Genomic DNA, 22,371 nt, shown 5'->3' with positions numbered 1-22,371 from the left:
TGGTCAGTCGGGCGCGACCACACCGTCGACGTACACCCAGCGACCTTCGTGTTTCTCGAACCGGCTGCGTTCGTGCAACGTCCCCGAGCTTGAACCCTTGATCCGGTAGAACGCGGTGAACTCCACCTCGCCAACGGAATCGAACAGCGACCCGTGCAATGTGGACTCGATGTCGAGTCGGTACCACCGCATCGCGGCGTCGAGGTTCACCACGTCGGGCCGGGTACGGGGATGCCAGCTGTACAACAGGAAGTCCGCGTCACCCACGGCGAACGCACTGAACCGAGAACGCATCAGCGCCTCGGCGGTCGGCGGCTTACGGTCCCGGGACACCAGAGGTCCGCAGCAGTCGTCCCAGATCAGTCCACTGGTACACGGACAACGCCGAAGGCCGGATGGAGGACGGGTCACCGGGTCAGATTAGGCGACGGATGCGACTGTCCGGTTCGCGGCATTACCACCGGCGTGAAGGAAAAGCCAGTCAGGCACACCATCCCGACGGCCTGGTTCGGTGTGTGCGCAACCCAGACGGTGCGATGGGGGTCGTCGGTCCACGACCTGACTGCGGTGGTGAAACCACGTTCACCACCCCATGGACCGATGGCATCGTCAGATTCTCGTGCCCACGACCATCTGAGCTCGGCGACCGCGGATGCCGCGGGGCGGTCAGTTCAGAATCGACAAGGTCTTGACCCCCAGAGGCAATCATGCCCCGCTCTGTGCAGAGCGGGGCATGATGCAAACCGTTCGATCCGGCCCTGACGGGTGGAACCCGCGGACGCGGATCGGAGCAAGCGTCGGTTACGAGAACCGAATCAGCCTGCGAGGCCGCCGAGGAAATCAGCGTTGTCGATGAGGAACTGGAAGACGTCAAGCAATGCAAGTTCGAAAGTCGAGGTCATGACTTTCCTTTCGTGTTCAGTTGGACCGTGGACGGGTTGACCACGGTCGGATTACACCGCTGCAGTTCTAGAGTGTGAACCCGGATGACATTGTGGCAGCTTCTACGAGCCACCGCACGACGAGGGCAGCCGTTGGCCGTCAACGCTCTCGAATGAGCATGAGAATCTAATAACATTCTCCCGCAACATAAGTCGCGCCGTCCGAAGTTCGTGGTAATGCGAACGTCGCCAGTTTGTCCCTTGTCGGCGGCCCCCGTGTCACCTGTTGTGCACATTGTTTTAACCCATTGTTATCGATCGTGACACGAGCTAAAGGCCTCTGACCTGGCGTTCGAGACGTATCGCCCGGCGGGCCGTCAGAGTGATGGCGGCGAAGCCCAGCACGGTCGTGGCGCCGACGACGACCCCGAAGGCCGATGGCGAGAAGACGGGGAACGGCACGCCCGACACTGCGATCGCGATGCCGGCCAGAGGTGGGTAGGCGATCACCGTGCCCGCGATTGCCGCGACCGCCACCGCGATCAGGGACTCCAGACGGATCATGCCGCGCACCTGCCGCGGACCCGCACCGAGCAGTTGCAGCAATGCGAACTCGCGGCGCCGAGCCGAGGTCATCAGCACCAGGGTGTTGACCACCGCGATGCCGAGGAATCCCAGCAACACCGCGAGCGCCACGACGTTCACCGAGTCCTGCGCCCGCTGATCCTGCCGGATGGCCTCGGCGAATCCGTCGCTCCTCATCACCGCCATGCCCCCAGCGGCTTCGATGGCCCGCTGCGCCTCGTCGACCCGTCCCGGTGCCGCCGACACCAACACCTGGTCGACCAGTCCGGTTGTCGTGTGCTCTCGTACCTGCGCTGCCGGGAGGGTCACATCGCCGAAGCCGAGACCACGGTTGTAGGTGGCGACAACCCGTGGGGTGATCACAGCGCCATCGCCCATCCGCAGCGTGACGGTGTCCCCGACATCGGCGCTCATCGCCGACGACGCGTCGCGGCTCAGCGCCACCGAGCCGTCGGCGAGCTGCTGAAGGTCGCCTTCCCGGACATCGAGATCCATCGTGGCAGTGGCGCCCGCGGCGTCGATGCCTTGCACGGGATACGCCTCGGTGGTCGGGGCCTCGGAACTGTCCGTGGTGAACAGGGCCTTGGTGCGGGTGATCGGATTGACCGCGGCCACCGCATCCATCGACGCGATCGTCGCGGCGAGTTGGGGGCTGATGCCGCCGGGGCCGGTCACGACGAGATCGGCGCTGGTGCCACTCTCGGATTGGTGTTCGGCTGCTGCGGTCACCGTGCTCTGGCTGAACAGTTGCACCGCCCCGATCGCGATCGCCAACGCCAGCGGTGTGATCGCCGCGGCAAGGCGGCGTCCATGGGCGTTGAGGTTGGCGGCCGCCAACACCGGCCCGGCCGAACCGGTGCGAAGCATCGGGCCGGAGACCACGCGCATGGCGCCCGAGACGAGGGCCGGACCCAGAAGGGCGAGAGCGATGACGAGGAGCACCGCAGACCCCCCGGCACCGGCCATCGCCGCAGGTCCAGGGATGAAGGCGGGCAGGGTTGCCGTCACCAGCCCGCTCACCCCGACCGACAGTCCGAGGATCAACCGGGTCCGGCTCAGCTTCTCCGGCTCGACCGCTGACTCGCGCAGCGCATCGATGGGATCGAGGCGAGCCGGTCGTCGAGCGGAGACAGCCGCTGCGAGCCGGGCGGTCGCGACCGCGGCGGCGACTGCGACAAGAGCCGGGACCGGTCCGTAGGCAAGTGCGAAGTCCGGCGGCACGATGCCGGCGTCGGCGAATCGGCCCCGCAGGACACCGGCCAGCAGATAACCGGGTGCCACTCCCAGAAGTGCCGCCACACAGGCGATGGCCCACGTCTCGGCGCCGATCAGTTTGTGTATCTGACGCGGTGTGGCGCCGGTCGCCCGTAGCAGCGCGAAGTCGTGGCGGCGCTGCTGGACCGACAACGACAGCGTGCTCGACACGACGAACACAGCGATCATCAAGGCCACCCCGGCAAGTGCCGAGCTGAGCGCCACCAGCTCGCCGCGCGCCGCGCCGATGTCGACGTACTCGGCGTCCGCACGTGCCGGACCGGTGTAGGTGTCCACCTCCACTCCGGGCAGGTGATCACGAACTCGGGAGGCGAGCGTCTCGGCGTCCACCCCGTCCTGTGCGATCAGACCGATCGCCGCCACCGTGCCGGTATGCGGCCAGAGTTGTTGCATCCGAACGTCGTCCAGGAACACCGTCGCCGGGCGGCCACCGGGTTCGGACTTGGATGTGCCGGCCACACCGACAACGGTGTACGCGTGGGCGACTCCGCCGTGACGCAGCGTCACCTTCTGGCCCAGGTCAGCTGTACCCGTCATCACCACCTCGTCCGGCCCGGCCGGTGGGTGGCCGGCTGTGATGCTGTACGGCGCGAGAACCGCCGACGACCATCCGTGCGCATCGAACGCGCGCCCGCTGTCGTCGGTCAGGGGAGCGCTGATGTCGCCGACCGCCGACCGGACGTCGGGTAGCGCCGAGAGTTCGGCGACCGTCGACTCGGGAAGCCGCGCGCGTTCGATGTAGGGCTGGTCGACGTCCTCGGTGATATCGAGCGATTGCGGAGCCCCGACCACCACGTCGGCGCCGGAAAGGCGGTGTGGTGTGACGCCTCCGCGAATCCCGGACTCGAACAGCACTCCGAGTGCGCACACCAAGAGGGCGGCGGAGAAGACCGTGACGAATACGGCCGTGAAGCTGTTGCGATGTTCTCTCAGGTTCGCGGCAGCGATGCTGCCGATGCGTGAACGTTGCATCATCACCACTGCCCGAGGTCGGTGAGTGACCGAGCGATGGTCTCGGCGGTCGGTCCTTCGAGGTGGCCGGCCAGGCGGCCGTCGGCGAGGAACAAGACGCGGTCGGCTTGCGCCGCCGCGATCGGATCGTGGGTGACCATCACCACCGTCTGTCCAAGTTCGGTCGACGCACCGCGCAAGAGCCCGAGGATTTGATGACCGGTCCGGCTGTCGAGCGCTCCGGTGGGTTCGTCGGCGAAGATGACGCGCGGCCGGGTGATGAGCGCACGCGCGATGGCGACCCGCTGTTGCTGCCCGCCGGAGAGTTCGGCGGGACGACGTCGGCTCATCTTCGCGAGCCCCACCGACGCCAGCGCGTGCTCCACGCGCGCGTGATCGGCGGTTCGGCCGCCAGCAGGAGCGGCAATGTGACGTTCTGCTCCACGGTCAGCGACGACAGCAGGTTGTAGGCCTGGAACACGAAGCCGATGTGGTCGCGTCGGAATGTGGTGCGTGCCTTTTGCTTGAGGGCGCTGATCTCGTTGTCTCCCAGCCAGATCGAGCCGCTGGTGGGTTGGTCGAGTCCGGCAGCACAGTGCAGGAACGTGCTCTTGCCCGAGCCGGAGGGGCCCATGATCGCGGTGAATCCCTGCGGCGGCAACGCGAGACTGACGGAGTCCAGTGCGGTGATCTGGCCACGGCCTGACGAATAGGATTTGGTGACGTTGTCCAGGCGCAGCGCGGGTGTCGGCGACAAGGATCTCAGGGGTTGAACGGGTGCTGTTGAAGTCATGTCAGCAACGCTATGAATCGGCGAGCCACCGGACCATCCCGCTGGCCACCCAACCAATGGTGTAGCCCGCTATACCGTTTTCGCGCGATGATTACGGCATCCTGGAGCGATGAGTCGAAGCGAACAGGCCGCGAAGTGGTGGCGGGCATGTCGCTTCTTGATGGTCGAAGGCGCCGCGGCACTGGTGTCGTTCGTGTTCGTGTTCGGCGCACTGATCATCGCACCGTTGCTGATCCTCTTCGTCGGATGGCTGCTGGTGCCCGGTTACGTGCGGGTGCTGCGATTCTGGGCCGGCGAGGCGCGTCGTCGCACCGGGCGTTACACCGGCGTCGTGATTCCGGAGCGATACCCTCCGATGGAGGATCGCCTCGGATTCAGCGACCTACGAACCATGTTGTGGTCATCGCCGTTTCGCCGCGACGTGGCGTGGGTCACCGGCCATGCGTTTGCTGCGCTCGTCGCGGGGTTCGTTGCCGTGGTGCTGCCGCTGGCGGCCATCAACTCGATGTTGATACCGGCGTACTGGTGGGCGATGCCCGCCGACGAGCCGGTGGGGAACATCTATCTGGTCACGTCGTGGCCCTTGGCCGCAACCATGCCGTTCATCGCGCTCGCCTACGCGGTGATCGCGTGGTGGCTGATCCCTGCGCTGGCACGTGCAATCGCGGGCATGGCCACCAAACTCCTTGCACCCAGGCGTGAAACCGAACTGACGCAACGGGTTACGGCGCTGACCGAAAGTCGGGCCGCAGCGCTCGATGCACACGCCGCCGAATTGCGGCGCATCGAACGCGATCTGCACGACGGTGCCCAGAATCGCTTGGTCGCGGTGGTGATGATGCTCGGTCTGGCCGAACGTTCACTGCGTGTCGACCCCGAACAAGCTCTGCCGCAGCTTCTTCGGGCGCAAGACGCCGCATCCGATGCCCTGTCGGAACTGCGGACCCTGGTGCACGACATCTATCCGCCGATCCTCGACGAGCTAGGCCTCGAAGGAGCAGTCGCAGCTCTTGCCGGGCGCTCCTCCATCACCTGCGTCCTGGATGTGCGGAACCTGCTGCGTGCACCAGCCGCTGTGGAAGCTGCCGCCTACTTCGTGGTGGCCGAAGCGCTGACCAACGTGGCCAAGCACAGCGGCGCCGAGACCGTGCACCTGACCATCAGCACTCGCGGCGACGACAACGGGAACACGATGGTCATCACTGTTGTCGATGACGGCCGCGGCGGGGCCGAGGAGACCGCGGGCAGTGGGCTGTCGGGAATCCGCCGCCGGGTGGCAGCATTCGAGGGAACGATGACGTTGAACAGCCCTGCAGGCGGGCCGACAGAACTCGAAGTGGAGCTCCCATGCGGATTTTGATCGCCGAGGACGACTCCCTGCTGCGGGAGGGGCTCGCGCTGCTGCTGCGTAGCGTCGGTATCGAGGTGACCGCCGCGGTCGCAGATGCCGAGCAGTTCCTCGAGTCGTTCGACGCGGACCCGCCCGACGGCGCAGTGCTCGACGTCCGCATGCCGCCGACGTTCACCAATGAGGGATTAAAGGCGGCCATCGAGGCACGCCGCCGGGTCCCCAACTTCCCCGTGCTGGTCCTGTCCGCCTACGTCGAGGACAGATACGCCGGCGAACTGCTGGCGGGCAGTGCATCGGGGGTGGGCTACCTGCTCAAGGAACGGGTTGGCAAAGTCGAAGAGTTCGTCGACGCGCTCGAACGCGTGGTCGCGGGCGGAACGGTGATGGACCCGGAAGTGGTGTCGCAGTTGATGAGCCGTCGCCGAGCCGACGACCCGATCCGATCGCTCACACCTCGCGAATCGGAGGTGTTGCGGTTGATGGCCGAAGGCCTCGGAAACGCCGACATCGCTCGCAAGCTGGTGGTCAGCGACACCGCCGTGAGCAAACACATCGGCAACATCTTTGCCAAGCTCGGACTGACCACCTCTGACACCGGACATCGCCGAGTGCTCGCGGTGCTGGCCCACCTGCGGTCATAGAGACGTTGACCGGATAGTCGGTCGATAAGTTAGGGTGACCATACTTATCTGGCTGGAGAAGGTGGCTTTGTGATGTATGTGATGAATCGTCGGCAGATGTTGACGTTGACCTTGACCGCGGCAGCAGGCGTTGTGGCTGCCGGATGTTCGTCGAGCAGCGGTTCAACCGATTCGGACGTCGCCGTGTCCGCCGAGCCCGGCGCATTCCCGGTGACGATCGACCACGTTCACGGCTCGACGACCATCGAACAAGCACCCAAACGCATCGCGGTGGTCGGAATCGGCGACGCGGACGTGCTCTTGTCGCTGGGTGTCATTCCTGTGTTGGTCCCGGTGTGGACCGGATCCACCGATGACGGAATCGGGCGGTGGGCCGAGCCTCGCGTGGCCGGCGCAGATCCCGAAGCGTTGGAGAACGCGACCTCTGATTTCAGTATCTCCGCAGTGGCAGCTGCGCAACCCGATCTCATTGTGGCAGTGAACAATGCGATCGACGCATCGACCTACGGGCAGTTGTCCGGTATAGCTCCGACGGTGTTGCATGCGGCCGATCAGACCGACTGGGTGTTGCCGTGGCAAGACGTCACCAACCGGATCGGCGCCGCCGTCGGGCTGCCCGGGGCTGCCGCGCAGGCTGTCGAGGACACCGAGAACCTCATCGTCGAACGGCGCGAACAGAATCCGCAGTTCGTCGGCCGCACCGCCACCGTGGTCGCTCGGTGGGCCGATGGCAACCTTCGTGCGTACAGCCCTTCGTCCGCGCGTGCCCAATTGCTGACGGGATTGGGGTTTGTGCCACCCGTCGGGATCGCCGACAAGTTCGGTGACAATCTCTATGTCGACATCTCCGCGGAGAACGTCTCGTTGCTCGAGTGTGACCTGCTGTTGTTCGACAACTGGGAACGGGCAAGGGTTCAGATGGAGGCATCGCCGCTGTTCATGGGACTGGATGTGGTGCGCTCGGGTGGGCTCGTCAAGCTGGATCCGATTGTCTCCGATGCAGTGTCGATGCCGAACCCGCTGACAATCCCGTTTGTTCTCGACGCCTTCGTCGACCAGATCAACGAGGCGCCGATCTGGAGCTAGACGGCAATCGCTACCGGTCCGGCGTCAGGGTGACGCCGGTACCACAGCATGAGGCCGCCGACAGCGCCGGCCACCGCCGCCGTCACGGCGCACCACACCAGCGCCGTCGCGAGGTCGGCCTCTGATGTCAGGTCGTACAGGCCTCCGACTCCGACGGAGGCGATCAGGCACCCGAGTCCGGCGATACTGTTGAGCATTCCGAAGTGCGCGCCCAGATTGTGTTCGCCCGCAAGGGCTGCGACGGTGTCGCGCATCGGGGGCACCATCAGCATCTGGCCGATGTGGAGCAGTGCGACCCATCCGGCGACCGCGGCGTATTGCCATGCGGTCTTGTGGGTGAGCCCGTCTGCGGCGGCAGGCACGAGGAACGACACGGCCATCACCGAGAGTCCACCGATCACCGCCTCGCGATGGCCGATGCGATGGACAAGCCGAACCACCGGTCGTTGCCACAGGATGACCATCAACGCAGCGCCGCATAGAACCATCCCAATGCGCTCTGGTTCCCGGCGATGCACTCGAGTTCAGCGGGCAGCATCAGATACAACAGGCTGTACGCCGACAGCTGCGCCGCGCACAGTGCGGCGTAGGCAAGAAACACCTTGTGCGACAACACTGACCGCCACACCGCCCAGATCCGGCGGTCGGCTGGGGCGACCGATCCCGGCTGCATTGCCGACGTTGTCACGGTCGCGGGGAACCACCGAAAGAACGCAATCCACAACCCGGCGAAGAGCACCGCGGCCGAGCAGGTGGTCCACGCGAATGGAACGCCGAGCAAAGCTGCGCCCAGGAGCGGGCCAAGAACGGTTCCGGTGCGGCTGCACATCTGTTCGAGGCCGAACAATTCGGTGCGGCGCATGATGTTCTGTCGCTCGAGCAGCGCACCATAGCTGGCATTTGCCGCTTCGACCGCAGGTGCGAACAGGGCGGCCGCCAACCCGATGAGCAGCACGCCGCCAACAACTCCGACAAGGGATTCGGCGAAACCGACGGCGATGAACCCGACGATTCGCGCGGCGATTCCGATGAGGACGATCCGCCTGACACCGAACCGGTCGGCAAGGCTGCCACCGACGAAGAACATCCCCTGCTGGGAAGCCATGCGCAGACCGAGAACCAGGCCGACCACCCACGCCGCAAAGCCGAGACCCTCAGAAAGGTGGACGGCGAGAAAGGGCACCACGAGATAAAAGCCGATGTTGAACAAGGTCATCGATGCCAACATCAAACGCACGGGAGCCGGCAGAGCAGCAACCTGTCGCAGGCCTACCGGCACACCAATCACCAATGCACCTGCATCTCGCGCTCCCTGACGCCGGTATGAGAAACGCCCAGCGGGTGCCGACGCGCCGGGATCTATCCTCCCAATCTGCTTTTGTGTCTGTGCAACAGGGCCGGTTCGCACCGACCAGACGGCGATGACATGCGGCGAGGAACCGCCGCGACCTCGGGTGGGTGCCAGTCCTGCGTTCGTTTGAGTTGTGACCGAAGCGCCGACGGTGGCGTGGTCTGTAGTAGCAGGTCCCGAACGGCCGTGCGGCTACGTCCGCGGACGTGTGCGAGTGTCCCGAGCCGTCGGGATCGTCTGGCGAGAGCCTGGGTCCGTGGTCGGCGCGCTTTGTCATAGCTGTTGAGAATCGAATCGATGGTGCGCTCATCAGGATTGACGCCCGCGGCAATGGGGGACAGGAGTGCGGCGAGCGTTGCGGCGTCTTCCATCGCCTGACCGCCTCCCTGGCCGAGATTGGGTGTCATGGCATGCGCAGCATCGCCTAGTAGGACGCAGCGGCCATGTCGGTACGACGGAAGGTCGCCGGCGAGTTCATCGATGGGAAGAAATGAGACCGCTTCGGGCTCCGTGGTGCGGATCAACTCGGGAATGGGGGAGTGCCAGGTGCCGAACATCCGATTCAGTTCGGCGTATTCGTACGGCGCAGACAGAGGTCGGCGCCTTGGCATGGTGGCCACACCGAACCAGTAGACACGACCGTCGGCCAACGGCGCGACACCGAATCGCATTTGCTCACCCCAGGTTTCGCCTGCCTCGCCCTGTAGGTCGACCGGCGTGGAGGTGATACCGCGCCAAGCGCTGTATCCGGCGTACCGAACGCCGGGGTCTCGGCCCCATCGAGCGCGGAAGCCGCTGTGAAGGCCGTCGGCTGCGACGACGAGGTCGAAGTCTTGCTCGCTCGCCGAACCGGGCGTGTGGCGAATGCGTACGATTCCGTCGGAATGAGCACCGATCACCTCCATCGAACATCGGAGGGTTCCAGGCTGCAATTGGGCAAGCAGCATGTGGTGCAGATCGGTGCGATGCACAATGCGTAAGTCGGAGACTGCATCAGGCGGGATCGTGGCCAACCATCGGCCGTCGGGCCGCCGTTGTCCGCTGCGATAGGTCGCAGCCTCCGGCGATGTGATCGCCTCGAACTGTTCCCTGAGCCCAAGAGATTCAAGTGCTCGAAGTCCGTTGCCGAAGATCGACAGTCCCGACCCGCCTGCACGAACCCGGTCCGAGCGTTCGAACACGGTGACGTCGGCACCGTTGCGCTGTAGTCCGACGGCCACGCACAATCCGCCGATACCAGCCCCCACCACTGCGACCTTCATGCTGCCCTCCTACTACACCTGTAGTGCCACTGCCTGTTCGACTTTACAGGCGTAGAGAAGAGATGCAACACCTGTAGAGTTGTCGAATGACATCCAGAACGACCGGTCAATCGCGGGCTGACGTCATCGCCGATACGGCCATCGGCTTGATCGCGGGGCAGGGATTGCGCGGGCTGACCCATCGCGCTGTGGACTCGACTGCAGGAATTCCTCAGGGCTCCACGTCGTACTACGCGCCGACGCGGCAGGCGCTTCTCGGCCTCGCCGCGAGGCGGCTCGCGCAACGCAGTGCGGACAATGCCGACAACATTCTGCTCGACCTCGGGACGTCCGTGCCTGACGACGCCGGTGAACGGATCGGTTCGCTCACCGCCGCCGCCGTCGCGCTGATGGACTCACTCGTCGGTCGGCCGGTGGACATGCGCGCCCGCTATGCGCTGCTGATCGAGTTACCCGCCGACGACGCTCTGCATCAAGCACTTTCGTCATTCTCCGCTGTGCAGGCGGGCGCGGGCGCCGCCGCCGAACTGGTCCTGACCCGCTTCGGTGTGAGCGACCCCGGGGAACGTACAAGCGAACTCGTGCGGCTCATCGACTCCCTTGTCTTCACCCAGATCGCGACCCCGTCTCCCGCGGCTCGACGAGAAGCGGTCGGAGCGTTGGCTGCTTACCTACGCGGAATCATGTGACGGTGCTGTCGATGGCCACGTCGACAATGCCATGGTCGACGGAGGCGCGCGAAGATGCGGGATTGCCGCCGGCAGAATCGAGGTCGTTCGAGCAGGCTGCGGCAACATCGGTTTGGGCGGCAGAGGTTGCAAACAAGGTTGAATCGGCGGGCGGATCTCGAGAATTGCGCCATCGCGAGAATTGACAATGCGGCTGGGTTCATTGACGGCGTCGCCTCGTATGCCCGCGATTGGGAACAAGGTTCCTGTGGGGGAGTGACGAAATCGTATCGCCAGCAATTCGGGTGCTGGGTGCAAGCGACAACGCAGCGGGCGTGGATTTCATTTCGTAGATGAACTGTCTGGTAGCGGGATTGGTCGTCGCTATGGCTGTTGTCTCACTGAACACACTGGCCGCGTCCAGCGATTGCTGCACACGGCCAGTGATCAGTTGGTCAGCGCCCGATGGTCAGACGCGGAAATCGGCCTAAGCGTCGCTACCGGTGACGATGACCTCCGCGAAATCCCACAGTGCGTTGTCGATGGATTCGATGAAGTAAAAAATTGCAGACAGCATTATGGTCCTTTCCCGACCCGGATTTGTTCGTTGCCCTGTGATGCAATGAAACGAGATTAATATCTCTGTTTCATGAATATCACGAGTGTGTCGGCAATCACAAGGGGTTGGGTTATGCATCGCGGGGTGGACAACTTTCGCACGATGACTTCCATCGCCCGGCCAGGTCTGTCTCAGCATGGGAAGCAATTTTTCTGCGGTCTGGCCGGTTGTCCACGCCGAGCGCGAGCGTTTGGTGAGAGATCTGAGCGACCTACCTGCAGATGCTTGGGCGAAGCCATCACTGTGTCCGGGTTGGGATGTGCACGACGTTCTGGCCCACCTGATCGATGGGGCGATGACCACCCGTCTCGGTTTCGCGCGTCGGATGATGGCCAATCGGTTCGACTTCGATCGCGACAACTCGGCCGGGATAGCCCAGCAAAAGCGTGCTGATCCCCGACAGACGCTAGAAGCGTTGGGCGAGGTGATCACGTCGACGAGGACGCCGCCGGCCAACTCGAAGACGCGGCTCGTCGAGATGTTCGTCCACGGTGAAGACATTCGGCGGCCGTTGGGCAACGATGTGGGCTATCCGGTGGATCCGGTGGTCGAGGCGCTGAGTTATCAGGTGAAAACCGCGGTGGGGTTCGGCGGGGGACGGGAACGGGTGGTCGGGCTGCGTCTGACCGTCACCGACTCGGATGTTGTGCTCGGGGGTGCTGGCGCCGTTGAGGTGCGTGGGCGGGCGATCGATCTACTCCTGGCGGTGTCGGGTCGTCCGGTTCCACCAGGCGCGTTGGTGGGGCCGGGCGTGGAGAAACTCGCGACGACCGCGTAAGTCGGTGCCGGCGAAGAGCCGGTGCAAATTTTCTAGTTGAGCGGAACAGACTCAACTCTCGGTGCGTTACACCTTCTGAACGGGCACACTAGGAGCCCGTACCTGCTTGTTAATACCGAAGGAAGGTGCACGAGTGGACAGTTTCAACCCCACCACCAAGACGCAGGCCGCATTGTCGGCCGCGGTGCAGGCGGCAGCCGCCGCAGGCAACCCCGATGTCCGACCGGCACACGTGCTCGTCGCGCTGCTCGATCAGTCCGACGGGATCGCCGCGCCGCTGCTCAAGGCGGTCGGCGTTGATCCCGCTCAGGCGCGCACTGCCGCCCAACAGCTGGTCGACCGACTGCCGAAGGCATCCGGCGCCAGCTCAACCCCGCAACTCAGTCGCGAATCGATCGCGGCTGTCTCGGCGGCCCAGCAGCTCGCCGGCGAATTGAGCGATGAGTACGTCTCCACCGAACATCTGGTCGTCGGGCTGGCGACCGGCGACTCCGACGTCGCGAAGTTGCTCGCCAACCTGGGCGCCACTCCGCAATCGCTGCGCGATGCGTTTGTGGCCGTGCGCGGCAACGCCCGCGTCACCACCGCCGATCCGGAAGGCACGTACCAGGCGCTGGAGAAGTACTCCACCGACCTGACCGCCGCCGCACGCGAAGGCAAGCTCGATCCGGTCATCGGCCGCGACACCGAGATCCGACGTGTGGTGCAGGTCCTCAGCCGCCGCACCAAGAACAACCCTGTTCTGATCGGTGAGCCCGGCGTGGGCAAGACCGCCATCGTCGAGGGGCTCGCCCAGCGCATCATCGCCGGCGACGTCCCCGAGAGTCTCCGCGGCAAAACCGTTGTGTCCCTGGACATGGGGTCGATGGTCGCCGGTGCGAAGTATCGCGGCGAGTTCGAAGAGCGGCTGAAGGCCGTTCTGGAGGAGATCAAAGGTTCTGCGGGCCAGGTCATCACGTTCATCGATGAGCTGCACACCATCGTCGGCGCCGGTGCCACCGGTGAGGGCGCCATGGACGCCGGCAACATGATCAAGCCGATGCTGGCACGCGGTGAACTGCGGCTCGTGGGTGCCACCACGCTGAGCGAGTATCGCCAGTACATCGAGAAGGACGCCGCTCTCGAACGCCGGTTCCAGCAGGTGTACGTGGGAGAACCCTCGGTGGAGGACGCCATCGGTATCTTGCGTGGGCTCAAGGAGCGCTACGAGGTGCACCACGGTGTCCGGATCACGGACTCCGCACTGGTTGCCGCCGCCACCCTGAGTGACCGCTACATCACCGCAAGGTTCCTGCCCGACAAGGCAATCGACCTCGTGGACGAAGCGGCATCGCGTCTGCGCATGGAGATCGACTCCCGTCCGGTCGAGATCGACGAAGTCGAGCGGGTGGTGCGACGGCTCGAGGTCGAGGAGGTCGCGCTCGCCAAGGAAACCGATGAGGCTTCCAAGGTGCGCCTGGACAAACTGCGTCAGGAACTCGCCGACCACCGCGAAAAGCTGAACGAGCTCTCCGCACGTTGGCAGGGCGAGAAGCAGGCCATCGACGCGGTGCGAGATCTCAAGGAACGTTTGGAGCACCTCCGTGGTGAATCCGAGCGCGCCGAACGAGACGGAGATCTGGGACGTGCGGCAGAACTGCGATACGGCCAGATCCCTGTCCTGGAAAAGGAACTCGACGCGGCTGCCGCCAAGTCGGGTGCGGTCAACGGCGACGTGATGTTGCAGGAAGAGGTCGGTCCCGACGATGTGGCGCAGGTCGTCTCAGCGTGGACCGGTATTCCGGCCGGTCGCATGCTCGAAGGCGAGACCGCCAAGTTGCTGCGGATGGAAGACGAACTGGGCTCGCGGGTCGTCGGCCAGAAGCAGGCCATCGAGGCGGTGTCGGACGCGGTTCGTCGCGCTCGGGCCGGTGTGGCAGACCCGAACCGTCCGCTCGGATCGTTCCTGTTCCTCGGCCCCACGGGTGTCGGCAAGACCGAGCTCGCCAAGGCACTGGCAGAGTTCTTGTTCGACGACGAACGCGCGATGGTCCGCATCGACATGAGTGAATACGGCGAAAAGCACAGTGTCGCACGGCTCGTGGGTGCGCCTCCGGGATATGTCGGCTACGAGTCCGGCGGCCAGTTGACCGAAGCGGTTCGGCGTCGCCCGTACACAGTGGTGCTGTTCGACGAGGTCGAGAAGGCCCACCCCGACGTGTTCGACGTGTTGCTGCAGGTGCTAGACGAAGGACGGTTGACGGACGGTCAAGGCCGTACGGTCGACTTCCGGAACACCATCTTGGTCCTCACGTCGAACCTCGGTGCAGGCGGGAACAAGGACCAGGTCATGGCGGCCGTGCGCTCGGCGTTCAAGCCCGAGTTCATCAACCGGCTCGATGACGTGGTGGTGTTCGACTCGCTCACCGAGGAGCAACTGGTGTCCATCGTCGACATCCAGCTGGGCCAGTTGCAGAAGCGGCTCGCACAGCGTCGACTGCACCTCGAGGTCTCGGACAACGCCAAGAAGTGGCTCGGCACACGCGGTTTCGATCCCCTGTACGGGGCCCGGCCACTGCGCCGGCTGGTTCAGCAGGCCATCGGCGACCAGCTCGCGAGGGCGCTGCTCTCCGGCGACATCACCGACGGCGATGTGGTGCCCGTGAACACCAGCGCCGACGGCGAGACGTTGGTCCTGGGCTGATCTGGTCCGCCAGATGACACAAGAACCCCTGCACCCCACAGGTGCAGGGGTTCTTGCTGTCCGCAGATGTTGCAACACCTGCAGCTGGACGAAACACCTGCGCACGTACGCGCAGGGATCAAAGTCAGCGAACGAAGTCGACCTGCACCTCGGTGACCCACTGGCTCTGGTCATCTGACATCTCGAGGTAGATCTCTCGACCTTGACCGGTCAGTCTGTAACCCTGCTCGCCGACCCACCGGTTGAGTGTCTGGTAGGTGCTGTCGATCTGATCCATCGACCCGAGGTGGATCATCGAGGCCACCTCGCCGCCGGGGATGTCGAACGTCTCCAGCCCGGCAACGGCGTCGGCGGCCACCGGGAAGGTGGCGTGCACCCACACCGCGTCGGGCGAGTGTTCCGGTGCCGGAGCGTAGTACGCGATGCTCGGTCCGACGGGCGTCTGCCCGGCGGCGCCCAGGGCTTCGATGATCCGCGGGTACAGCGGCTGGATCACTGGACCGATGTCCTCGCTGGTGACACTGTCGGCCAGGGCCCGCAGACCGATTGTGGTGGCCGGTTCAACCGTCTTGGTGGTGATGTTGGGTTCTGACATGCTGTCCTCCGATTCGATGAGTCGAAGCCTCGCCTCCACCCGGGCGAGCCGGTGCTGATCCTGGCGGATCTGCGACTCGAGTTCGACCTGACGCAACCGCAGCATGGCGCGTAGATCCGCGCCGGTCAGCTCGCCGTCGAGAATGCGGCGGACCTGCTCGAGTCGTAGACCGAGGTCCTTGAGCGCGACGATTCGGTTGAGCCGTTCCAGCTGGGACACCTCATAGAACCGGTATCCACTGTGGGGGTCGATGACCTGCGGTGTGAGCAGACCGATCGAGTCGTAATGCCGCAGCATCCGCACCGACACCCGGCCGAGTTTGGCGAATTCTCCGATGGTTTTCATGGCGGTCCCCACGTTGCAGGCTGACACGGTGTCAGGGTCAAGGGTGACGCACAACAGCTTGTCGGCTCGCCGGGTTCGCCGACAGCAAAAACCGGGCCGCGCCCGCGAGGGCACGACCCGGTTCTCCGGCCGATGAAGATCAGGCGGCGACCGCCGCGGCATTCTGGGTTTCGTCGCCCAGGGCGTGCCGATTCATGCGGATCATGAAGACGGTGACCGCAAGAGCCAGCGCCATGAACCCGGCTCCCCAGTAGAACGCCACGTCATAGCTGTGGATGCTGGCCGAGATGAACGCCTCTGGATCGACGGGAACCGGGTTCCCGTCTTCACCGATCCTCGTTGCGCTGCCGGAATCGTTCGAGAAGACCTGCGCCACAATCGTACTCAGGAGCGCGACGCCCACCGAACCGCCGACCTGCTGCGCGGTGTTCACCAGGGCGCTGGCCACGCCGGAGTCTTTGACGTCGATGCGATGCAGCGCCACCGCCTGCATGGACACGAACACCAGGCCCATGCCGAGGGCGATCAGGAGCTCGCTGGGCAGGACATGCGCCACCCATGACGAGTCCGAGTCGAGCTGGGCGAGGTAGAGATAGCCCAGGACACCGGAGATGGTGCCGGCGATCATCAACGGACGCGGGCCGAACCGTGGCAGCAGGGAGCTGGCGGCCCCCGCTGACACGATCAAAGCGATCGGGAACGGAAGGAACAGGACTCCGGCCCGCAGCGGTGTCTCCCCGAGCGTGTTCTGGAAGTAGTAGCTGAGGAAGAGGAACATCGCGAACATCGCCGTCGGGATGATGAAGGCGACCAGGTAGGCGCCACCGCGGTTGAGTTCGCCAGGAATACGGAGCGGCAGCAGCGGATTCGACGTGCGCATCTCGATTGCCACGAACACGGCGAGCAACACTGCGCCGGCGACGAAGAAGAAAATGGTCGATGATGCGCCCCAGCCGGATTCAGCTGCCTTGGTGAACGCGTAGACGATGCTGATCAGGCCGAGGGTCACCGTGATCGCGCCGGGAAGGTCGTAACCACCGGTTCGTTTGGTGGGAATGTCCCGGATCACCAGCCACAGTCCGCCGATGGCCGCGATGATCGCGATCGGGGTGTTGACCAGCATGGTCCAGCGCCACGACAGGTACTCGGTGAGCGCGCCTCCTGCGATGAGGCCGATCGCGGCGCCACCGCCGGACACTGCCGCGTAGACGGCAAAAGCGCGTGCACGTTCACGGTGTTCGGTGAATGTGACGGTGATCAGGGACAGGGCTGCGGGGGCGAGAATGGCTGCGAACACGCCCTGCAGTGCGCGTCCGGCGAAGAAGGACATTGCGTCCCAGGCGAATCCGGCCATCGCCGACGATGCGGCGAAACCGGCCAGGCCGATCAGGAACATCCGGCGGCGGCCCAGGTAGTCGGCCATCCGGCCACCCAGTAGTAGTAGACCGCCGAACATCAGGGTGTAGGCGGTGAGCGCCCACTGTCTGTTGGCATCGGAGATGTCCAGGTCGACCTGCGCATAGGGCAAGGCGATCGTGATGATGCTGGCGTCGAGTACCACCATCAGCTGGGCGAGGGCGATGATTCCCAGCGCCCACCATCGGCGCGAGTCGCCGGTCGACTTCGGTGCGGCCGCGCTGTCTTTCGCGAGGCCGCTGTCAGGTGAATCCTGTGAGATGACGGTGTCGGGTGAAGCCACGAGATCCTCATATCTGAAGAGGGGTGATTGGGTCCTGGGCAATAGTGGCAGAGTCAGACAGAAGTCGTCAAGGGACAAAATACGGACATCGCCAATTGGCGCGCTCCGCAGCAATTTCTGAGCTGTCGGGTTATCATGTGGACGTGACACTCGTACAAGCCGCAACTGGCCAGGTCAGGGCCGGTCTTCGGGAACGCAAGAAGGTGCAGACCCGTGATCGGCTGATCGCGGCTGCCCTGAAGTTGTGTGACGAACAAGGCTTCGAGGCCACCACGGTCGACCAGATCTCGGACGCCGCGGACATCTCGCCCCGTACCTTCAACCGCTACTTCGCGACCAAAGAGGATGTTGTGCTCGCGCCGGCCGAGGACATGATCGTGGCCATGGCCGATTCCCTCGACGCGCAACCGCGCACCGGTAACGAGATCGAAGCGCTGATCAACGCGCAGGTGCAGATCCTCGGTGGACGTTGCCCCGTCGGCTCGGTGGACCTTTCCCGGTTCGAGACGATGAACCGGATCATCCAGAACGCGCCGGCGGTGAATGCGCGCGGAATGGAGCTCAGCGACAGAAAGTTCCGCAGCATCAGCGACAAGGTCGCCGAGCGGATGGAAGTGCCGGCCGACGACGCGCGAGTGCGGGTGATCGTGTCGGTGTTCATGTCGCTCATGCACATCTCGCTCGACACCTGGCGCTGCGGACAGGTCGGCTCGATGGCCGATTCGACGGTGGCGGCGGACACGCTGAAGGCCACGTACCAGACGTTCCGTGAGGTCGCCAAGAACCTCTGAACTCCCGGTCGATGCGGTTGTCCGGGCTCTGTGGTTGGTTGGAAGTGTGGGCACACAGCGATGGCGGGCCGAGCAGGTACTGGCGCTCGCCCCTGATCCGGGTTCGCAGGCCGCGGGTCGGAAACTCTCCGTATCGGCGCCGTGGTCCTCGCAGGGCTGCGCCGACCAGGTGGTGTGGGGGCTCTGCCGAGGCAGCGGCAGAAATCCGTACCAGACGATCGTCGATCTGAGCGGTCCTGCCTACAAGTGCTCCTGTCCTTCGCGGAAGTTCCCCTGCAAACATGCGCTCGGGCTGATGTTGCTCTGGACTGCGGGCGGTGTGCCCGAAGAACCGCAGGTCGCAGACTTTGCCAGACCGTGGATAGACGAGCGCATAGCGAAAGCCGCCGCGGCGCCGTCCCGTCCGGTCCGAGCGGAACCGAAAGATCCCGAACGTGCGGCCCGCACTGCACAGCAGCGAGAACTCCGCGTCGCCGGCGGTCTGGACGAGTTCGAGATGTGGCTCGATGACCAGGTGCGCAGCGGCTTGGCCGGTGCGGAGGCGGATCCTTACCGGCGTTTCGATCCGGTGGCGGCGCGACTCGTGGATGCGCAGGCGCCTGGTCTGGCCCGCCGGGTGCGCGAGCTGCCTGCGATGGTGACGGGTACCCGCTGGCCCGAGCGGCTGCTCCGAGAACTGGCGATGCTTCGGTTGTTGGTGCAGGCGCATCGATCTTTGCGTGACCTCGAGCCGGCGATGGCCGCCAACGTACGCAGGCATGTCGGTTACCCGGTTGCCCGGGCCGACGTGTTGGCGAGCGCACCAGTGAGCGACACCTGGAAGATCGTGGCCGTCCGTGACCGGGATGATGAGCAGCTGGTCACCCGCCGGATCTGGTTGTGGGGCAGCGGTACCGGACGACGCGCGGTGGTGTTGTCGTTCGCGCCCACCACGGCCGGGCTCGACGGTCGGTTCCTCGCAGGCATGGTGTTCGACGGCCCGCTGTACTTCTACCCGGGGTCGCCCCGCTGCGCGCGCTGGTTGCCGACGGCGACCTCGGGATGAGGCCGCCGGATCTGGCCGGTTCAGAGTCAACCCTCTTCGGGGACACCGTCTCGGCCGCACTCGCCGATCGGGCCGACGCAATAGCGAAAGATCCCTGGCTGCAGACGTTTCCGGTGGCGATTGTCGGGCGCCCCGCCGTCGCTGACGGCGTCAGGTTGCTCGTCGACGATGACGGCGCGTCGGTGAGCCTCGACACCTCCGACGACCGCTGGTACACCCTGCTGGCCATCTCCGGCGGCCGTGCCGTACAGGTGTTCGGCGAACTGGGACCAGAAGGGCTTGATCCGATTGCAACCGAACCACTTTCGGTACAGCAGATAGGTGCGGCGTGAACGCCTGGGACGAATTGGTGTCCGCGGCCACGGTGGGGGTGGGTGGCAAAGCGCTCGAGATGACCGACTTCGACCCGGCCATCGCCGAACCGGTGGGCCGGGTCGACCGCAGAGACGCCGTCGCAGCGGTCTACTCGATCGCGGCACTCGAGACGGTGGCCGTCCGGGCCGGGATGCCGGCCGGACCTCAGGTTGACGCGATGGCGCCCGCACCGGACGAGGACCGTCCGCTGATGAACGACCGGCTTGCCGGACTGCTCGGTCAGGCACTCGATTCCGGTGACGAGCTGGCCACCTGGGCCATCGAATCCATGGCGGCCCGCGACCTGCGAGTGCCACCGGCGATGATCCCGGCACTGCTGCAACGCACCGCCAGACAGGTCCGCATCAGACCTGCAGTCGCGGTCCTGGTCGGTGAACGGGGGCGGTGGCTCAGCGATGTCAGTGACATCCCCGGCACTCTTCCGGCCCGTGATCTCGCCGCCGAGCCCGATGTCGATGTCGAGGAGGTGTGGTCTCTCGGGGACACGCCGGCGCGGGTGGAGGTGTTGCGTCGTTGGCGTACAGCGGATTCGGCCGAAGCCCTGCGCCGGCTTCAGGAGACCTGGGCATCGGAGCCCGGCGACGTCAGGGCGGCGTTGCTCGGCGCGCTCGCGGTCGGGCTGTCGCCCATCGACGAGGAATTTCTCGTGATGGCGCTGGACGACCGCAAGGGATCGGTGCGGGCCGGTGCCGCAGGTCTGCTCACCAAGATTCCCGACTCCGGGTTGCAGAAACGGATGATCGATCGAGCCCGCGCTGTCCTGGTGGGTTCCGGTGGTGGCCGCCGGTGGCGTATCGCACTGGTACTACCGGAGGGTGCCGACCAGTCCGCTCGCCGTGACGGCATCGATCCCACACCGCCACGGGGAACCGGGGCGGGCGCATGGCTTGCCCGTCAGGTTCTCGAGAGAACACCACTGTCGTTGTGGGAGGGCATCTTCGGCAAAGATCCTGGCTCCTTGGTCGAGGCGGTCGCCGATGACGACGCCGACATCGTCCTCGGCGCATGGAGTGCTGCCGCCGTCGCGCAACACAGCGCGACGTGGGCCCGGGCTCTGTACCGATGGAAAGGCGCCGAACCCGGCCTTGTCGGAGTGCTCGACGAGGCAGAGAGGGGTGAGGCGGCTGTGTGGTGGTTACGCAACCGGCGCCCGCCCGGAGCAGTGCTGCCACACCTACCGGTGCCGTGGCCGGACGAGGTCGCCGCGACGGCCCTCAACCTCGTTCTGCGGGAAGCGATCGCGGGTTCTGGAACACAACTCTGGCATTGGCGTGGGCTGGTCGACCACCTGCGTACCGGCCTCCCCGTCGGACCAGGTCACCGGTGGATCGAGCAGATCGACGCGGTTACCGACCGGATGAAGGGCGGCTGGCCCCAGCTGCTCGAACCACTCAAGTGGGCGCTGATCTTGCGCGCCGCGATCACCGAGGAGATGAAGTGACAGACCCCGATGCGTCCACGGTGAACACAGACATCCTGCGACCACATGCAGAGCAACTGTATGCGCACGAGCTGGCGGCGCTCGCCGACACCGACGACCGGCCCCGGCCGCCACACTGGAATCTGTCCCCAGCAGCGGTGGTGACCTATATGTTGGGCGGCACGCTGGACGACGGGACGACGATCTCTCCCAAGTACATCGGGCCCCGGCGCCTGGTCGAGGTGGCGGTCGCGACACTTGCGACCGACCGGGCGCTGCTGCTGCTCGGGGTACCCGGTACAGCCAAGACGTGGATGTCCGAGCACCTCACAGCCGCCATCAGTGGCCGCTCCACCCTGTTGATCCAGGGCACTGCCGGTACTCCGGAGGAAGCGATTCGCTACGGATGGAACTATGCCCGACTGCTGGCCGAGGGCCCGAGTGAGCAGGCACTGGTTCCATCACCGATCATGACCGCGATGCGTGAAGGGAAGATCGCACGCATCGAGGAGCTCACCCGCATCCCCTCCGATGTACAGGATGCGCTCATCACGGTGTTGTCGGAGAAGTCGCTCCCGATACCCGAACTCGACACCGAAGTGCAAGCGGCCAAGGGGTTCTCGGTGATCGCCACCGCGAACAACCGGGACCGCGGTGTGAACGATCTGTCGTCGGCTCTTCGTCGTCGTTTCAACACGGTGGTCCTGCCGCTGCCCGCGACCGCCGACGAGGAGGTCGCGATCGTGACGCAGCGCGTCCAAGCCCTCGGGCAGACGCTGGAACTGCCGGAGATCCCGAGTGCGTCCGACGAGATCCGCCGGGTGGTCACGGTGTTCCGCGAACTGCGGTCGGGACTCACGGCTGACGGCCGGACCCGGGTGAAGCAGCCGTCCGGCACCTTGTCGACGGCCGAGGCGATCTCGGTGATCACGCACGGTGCGGTGATGTCGGCCCACTTCGGCGACGGGGTGCTCCGGCCTTCCGACACTGCCGCAGGCATCCTGGGCGCCGTGGTCAAAGACCCGGTCGCCGATGCGGTGGTGTGGACAGAGTACCTGGAAGCCGTTGTGCGCGAACGCAAGGATTGGGCCGACTTCTACCGGGCGTGCCGAGAGGTCGGATCTTGACGGCGGTGTCCGAGCAGAAAATCGACACCACATCGCAGGCGTTCGACACC

At 65.1% G+C, this 22,371-nt stretch carries 18 protein-coding genes and 1 pseudogene; 11 read left to right on the top strand and 8 right to left on the bottom strand.

The window, feature by feature from the left end:
• Nucleotides 1-3: 3 nt before the first annotated feature.
• The 3 genes and pseudogenes from MVA47_RS24925 to MVA47_RS24915 all read right to left on the bottom strand — a co-directional run bounded on the left by MVA47_RS24925 (nucleotide 4) and on the right by MVA47_RS24915 (nucleotide 4,326).
• Nucleotides 4-411: a YchJ family metal-binding protein gene (locus tag MVA47_RS24925; RefSeq protein WP_247210287.1), complete on the bottom strand. Its 408-nt coding sequence runs from the start codon at nucleotides 409-411 to the stop codon at nucleotides 4-6.
• An 800-nt stretch (nucleotides 412-1,211) separates the two neighbouring features.
• Nucleotides 1,212-3,713: an ABC transporter permease gene (locus MVA47_RS24920; RefSeq protein ID WP_247210286.1), complete on the bottom strand. Its 2,502-nt coding sequence runs from the start codon at nucleotides 3,711-3,713 to the stop codon at nucleotides 1,212-1,214.
• A 2-nt stretch (nucleotides 3,714-3,715) separates the two neighbouring features.
• Nucleotides 3,716-4,326: pseudogene (locus MVA47_RS24915) on the bottom strand (ABC transporter ATP-binding protein).
• A 268-nt stretch (nucleotides 4,327-4,594) separates the two neighbouring features.
• Here MVA47_RS24915 and MVA47_RS24910 point away from each other — a divergent pair.
• The 3 genes from MVA47_RS24910 (at nucleotide 4,595) to MVA47_RS24900 (ending at nucleotide 7,563) form a co-directional block, all read left to right on the top strand.
• Complete coding sequence (locus tag MVA47_RS24910) at nucleotides 4,595-5,845, top strand: sensor domain-containing protein (RefSeq protein ID WP_247210285.1); 1,251 nt, start codon at nucleotides 4,595-4,597, stop codon at nucleotides 5,843-5,845.
• The gene (locus MVA47_RS24905) at nucleotides 5,833-6,477 is read left to right on the top strand and encodes a response regulator transcription factor (protein WP_062797047.1); all 645 of its coding nucleotides are present in this window, start codon (nucleotides 5,833-5,835) and stop codon (nucleotides 6,475-6,477) included. Before MVA47_RS24910 ends, MVA47_RS24905 begins: the two co-directional genes overlap by 13 nt.
• Before the next feature lie 72 nt (nucleotides 6,478-6,549).
• Nucleotides 6,550-7,563: an ABC transporter substrate-binding protein gene (locus MVA47_RS24900; protein ID WP_247210284.1), complete on the top strand. Its 1,014-nt coding sequence runs from the start codon at nucleotides 6,550-6,552 to the stop codon at nucleotides 7,561-7,563.
• On the opposite strand, the gene MVA47_RS24895 is transcribed toward MVA47_RS24900, so the two are convergent.
• From MVA47_RS24895 to MVA47_RS24885, 3 genes are all read right to left on the bottom strand, one after another.
• Nucleotides 7,560-8,027, bottom strand: coding sequence for a hypothetical protein (locus MVA47_RS24895; protein ID WP_247210283.1), 468 nt, complete (start codon nucleotides 8,025-8,027; stop codon nucleotides 7,560-7,562). The genes MVA47_RS24900 and MVA47_RS24895 overlap by 4 nt on opposite strands.
• Nucleotides 8,027-8,779: an MFS transporter gene (locus tag MVA47_RS24890; RefSeq protein WP_247210282.1), complete on the bottom strand. Its 753-nt coding sequence runs from the start codon at nucleotides 8,777-8,779 to the stop codon at nucleotides 8,027-8,029. Before MVA47_RS24890 ends, MVA47_RS24895 begins: the two co-directional genes overlap by 1 nt.
• Nucleotides 8,780-8,922: 143 nt before the next feature.
• Entirely contained in the window at nucleotides 8,923-10,176 is a 1,254-nt protein-coding gene (locus tag MVA47_RS24885) for an FAD-dependent oxidoreductase (protein ID WP_247210281.1), read from the bottom strand.
• A gap of 86 nt (nucleotides 10,177-10,262) precedes the next feature.
• Here MVA47_RS24885 and MVA47_RS24880 point away from each other — a divergent pair, with 86 nt between their 5' ends.
• The 3 genes from MVA47_RS24880 (at nucleotide 10,263) to clpB (ending at nucleotide 14,924) form a co-directional block, all read left to right on the top strand.
• A complete protein-coding gene (locus tag MVA47_RS24880) occupies nucleotides 10,263-10,865 on the top strand; it encodes a TetR/AcrR family transcriptional regulator (RefSeq protein ID WP_247210280.1) in 603 nt (200 codons plus the stop codon).
• 734 nt (nucleotides 10,866-11,599) lie between these two features.
• Nucleotides 11,600-12,241, top strand: a complete 642-nt coding sequence (locus MVA47_RS24875; RefSeq protein ID WP_247210279.1) for a maleylpyruvate isomerase family mycothiol-dependent enzyme — start codon at nucleotides 11,600-11,602, stop codon at nucleotides 12,239-12,241.
• 133 nt (nucleotides 12,242-12,374) lie between these two features.
• Nucleotides 12,375-14,924, top strand: coding sequence for an ATP-dependent chaperone ClpB (gene clpB, locus MVA47_RS24870; protein WP_247210278.1), 2,550 nt, complete (start codon nucleotides 12,375-12,377; stop codon nucleotides 14,922-14,924).
• Between the two features lie 124 nt (nucleotides 14,925-15,048).
• Here clpB and MVA47_RS24865 read toward each other — a convergent pair whose 3' ends face one another.
• Complete coding sequence (locus MVA47_RS24865; protein WP_247210277.1) at nucleotides 15,049-15,864, bottom strand: MerR family transcriptional regulator; 816 nt, start codon at nucleotides 15,862-15,864, stop codon at nucleotides 15,049-15,051.
• A 139-nt stretch (nucleotides 15,865-16,003) separates the two neighbouring features.
• Complete coding sequence (locus MVA47_RS24860) at nucleotides 16,004-17,563, bottom strand: MFS transporter (protein ID WP_247210276.1); 1,560 nt, start codon at nucleotides 17,561-17,563, stop codon at nucleotides 16,004-16,006.
• Nucleotides 17,564-17,706: 143 nt separating this feature from the next.
• On the opposite strand from MVA47_RS24860, the gene MVA47_RS24855 reads away from it, so the two are divergent.
• From MVA47_RS24855 to MVA47_RS24835, 5 genes are read left to right on the top strand one after another with little or no spacing between them, the layout of a single operon-like run.
• On the top strand, nucleotides 17,707-18,354 hold the full coding sequence (locus tag MVA47_RS24855) for a TetR family transcriptional regulator (RefSeq protein ID WP_308280600.1): 648 nt from the start codon (nucleotides 17,707-17,709) through the stop codon (nucleotides 18,352-18,354).
• Between the two features lie 46 nt (nucleotides 18,355-18,400).
• Nucleotides 18,401-19,399, top strand: a complete 999-nt coding sequence (locus MVA47_RS24850) for an SWIM zinc finger family protein (protein WP_247210274.1) — start codon at nucleotides 18,401-18,403, stop codon at nucleotides 19,397-19,399.
• The gene (locus MVA47_RS24845) at nucleotides 19,396-19,731 is read left to right on the top strand and encodes a hypothetical protein (protein ID WP_247210273.1); all 336 of its coding nucleotides are present in this window, start codon (nucleotides 19,396-19,398) and stop codon (nucleotides 19,729-19,731) included. Before MVA47_RS24850 ends, MVA47_RS24845 begins: the two co-directional genes overlap by 4 nt.
• Nucleotides 19,728-21,215: a DUF5691 domain-containing protein gene (locus MVA47_RS24840; RefSeq protein WP_247210272.1), complete on the top strand. Its 1,488-nt coding sequence runs from the start codon at nucleotides 19,728-19,730 to the stop codon at nucleotides 21,213-21,215. The genes MVA47_RS24845 and MVA47_RS24840 overlap by 4 nt, the downstream gene beginning before the upstream one ends.
• Nucleotides 21,212-22,321: an AAA family ATPase gene (locus MVA47_RS24835; protein ID WP_247210271.1), complete on the top strand. Its 1,110-nt coding sequence runs from the start codon at nucleotides 21,212-21,214 to the stop codon at nucleotides 22,319-22,321. Before MVA47_RS24840 ends, MVA47_RS24835 begins: the two co-directional genes overlap by 4 nt.
• Nucleotides 22,322-22,371 lie beyond the last annotated feature (50 nt).

It is taken from the genome of Williamsia sp. DF01-3, assembly GCF_023051145.1.
GTDB lineage: Bacteria > Actinomycetota > Actinomycetes > Mycobacteriales > Mycobacteriaceae > Williamsia.
This window is presented reverse-complemented; position numbering and strand designations above follow the sequence as displayed.

Excerpts from the sequence above, each read along its gene's own strand:
- MVA47_RS24920 (WP_247210286.1), bottom strand. The coding sequence starts at position 3,713 with ATGCAACGTTCACGCATCGGCAGCATCGCTGCCGCGAACCTGAGAGAA.
- MVA47_RS24910 (WP_247210285.1), top strand. The coding sequence starts at position 4,595 with ATGAGTCGAAGCGAACAGGCCGCGAAGTGGTGGCGGGCATGTCGCTTC.
- MVA47_RS24905 (WP_062797047.1), top strand. The coding sequence starts at position 5,833 with ATGCGGATTTTGATCGCCGAGGACGACTCCCTGCTGCGGGAGGGGCTC.
- MVA47_RS24900 (WP_247210284.1), top strand. The coding sequence starts at position 6,550 with ATGTATGTGATGAATCGTCGGCAGATGTTGACGTTGACCTTGACCGCG.
- MVA47_RS24895 (WP_247210283.1), bottom strand. The coding sequence starts at position 8,027 with ATGGTCATCCTGTGGCAACGACCGGTGGTTCGGCTTGTCCATCGCATC.
- MVA47_RS24890 (WP_247210282.1), bottom strand. The coding sequence starts at position 8,779 with ATGACCTTGTTCAACATCGGCTTTTATCTCGTGGTGCCCTTTCTCGCC.
- MVA47_RS24885 (WP_247210281.1), bottom strand. The coding sequence starts at position 10,176 with ATGAAGGTCGCAGTGGTGGGGGCTGGTATCGGCGGATTGTGCGTGGCC.
- MVA47_RS24880 (WP_247210280.1), top strand. The coding sequence starts at position 10,263 with ATGACATCCAGAACGACCGGTCAATCGCGGGCTGACGTCATCGCCGAT.
- MVA47_RS24875 (WP_247210279.1), top strand. The coding sequence starts at position 11,600 with ATGGGAAGCAATTTTTCTGCGGTCTGGCCGGTTGTCCACGCCGAGCGC.
- MVA47_RS24865 (WP_247210277.1), bottom strand. The coding sequence starts at position 15,864 with ATGAAAACCATCGGAGAATTCGCCAAACTCGGCCGGGTGTCGGTGCGG.
- MVA47_RS24845 (WP_247210273.1), top strand. The coding sequence starts at position 19,396 with ATGAGGCCGCCGGATCTGGCCGGTTCAGAGTCAACCCTCTTCGGGGAC.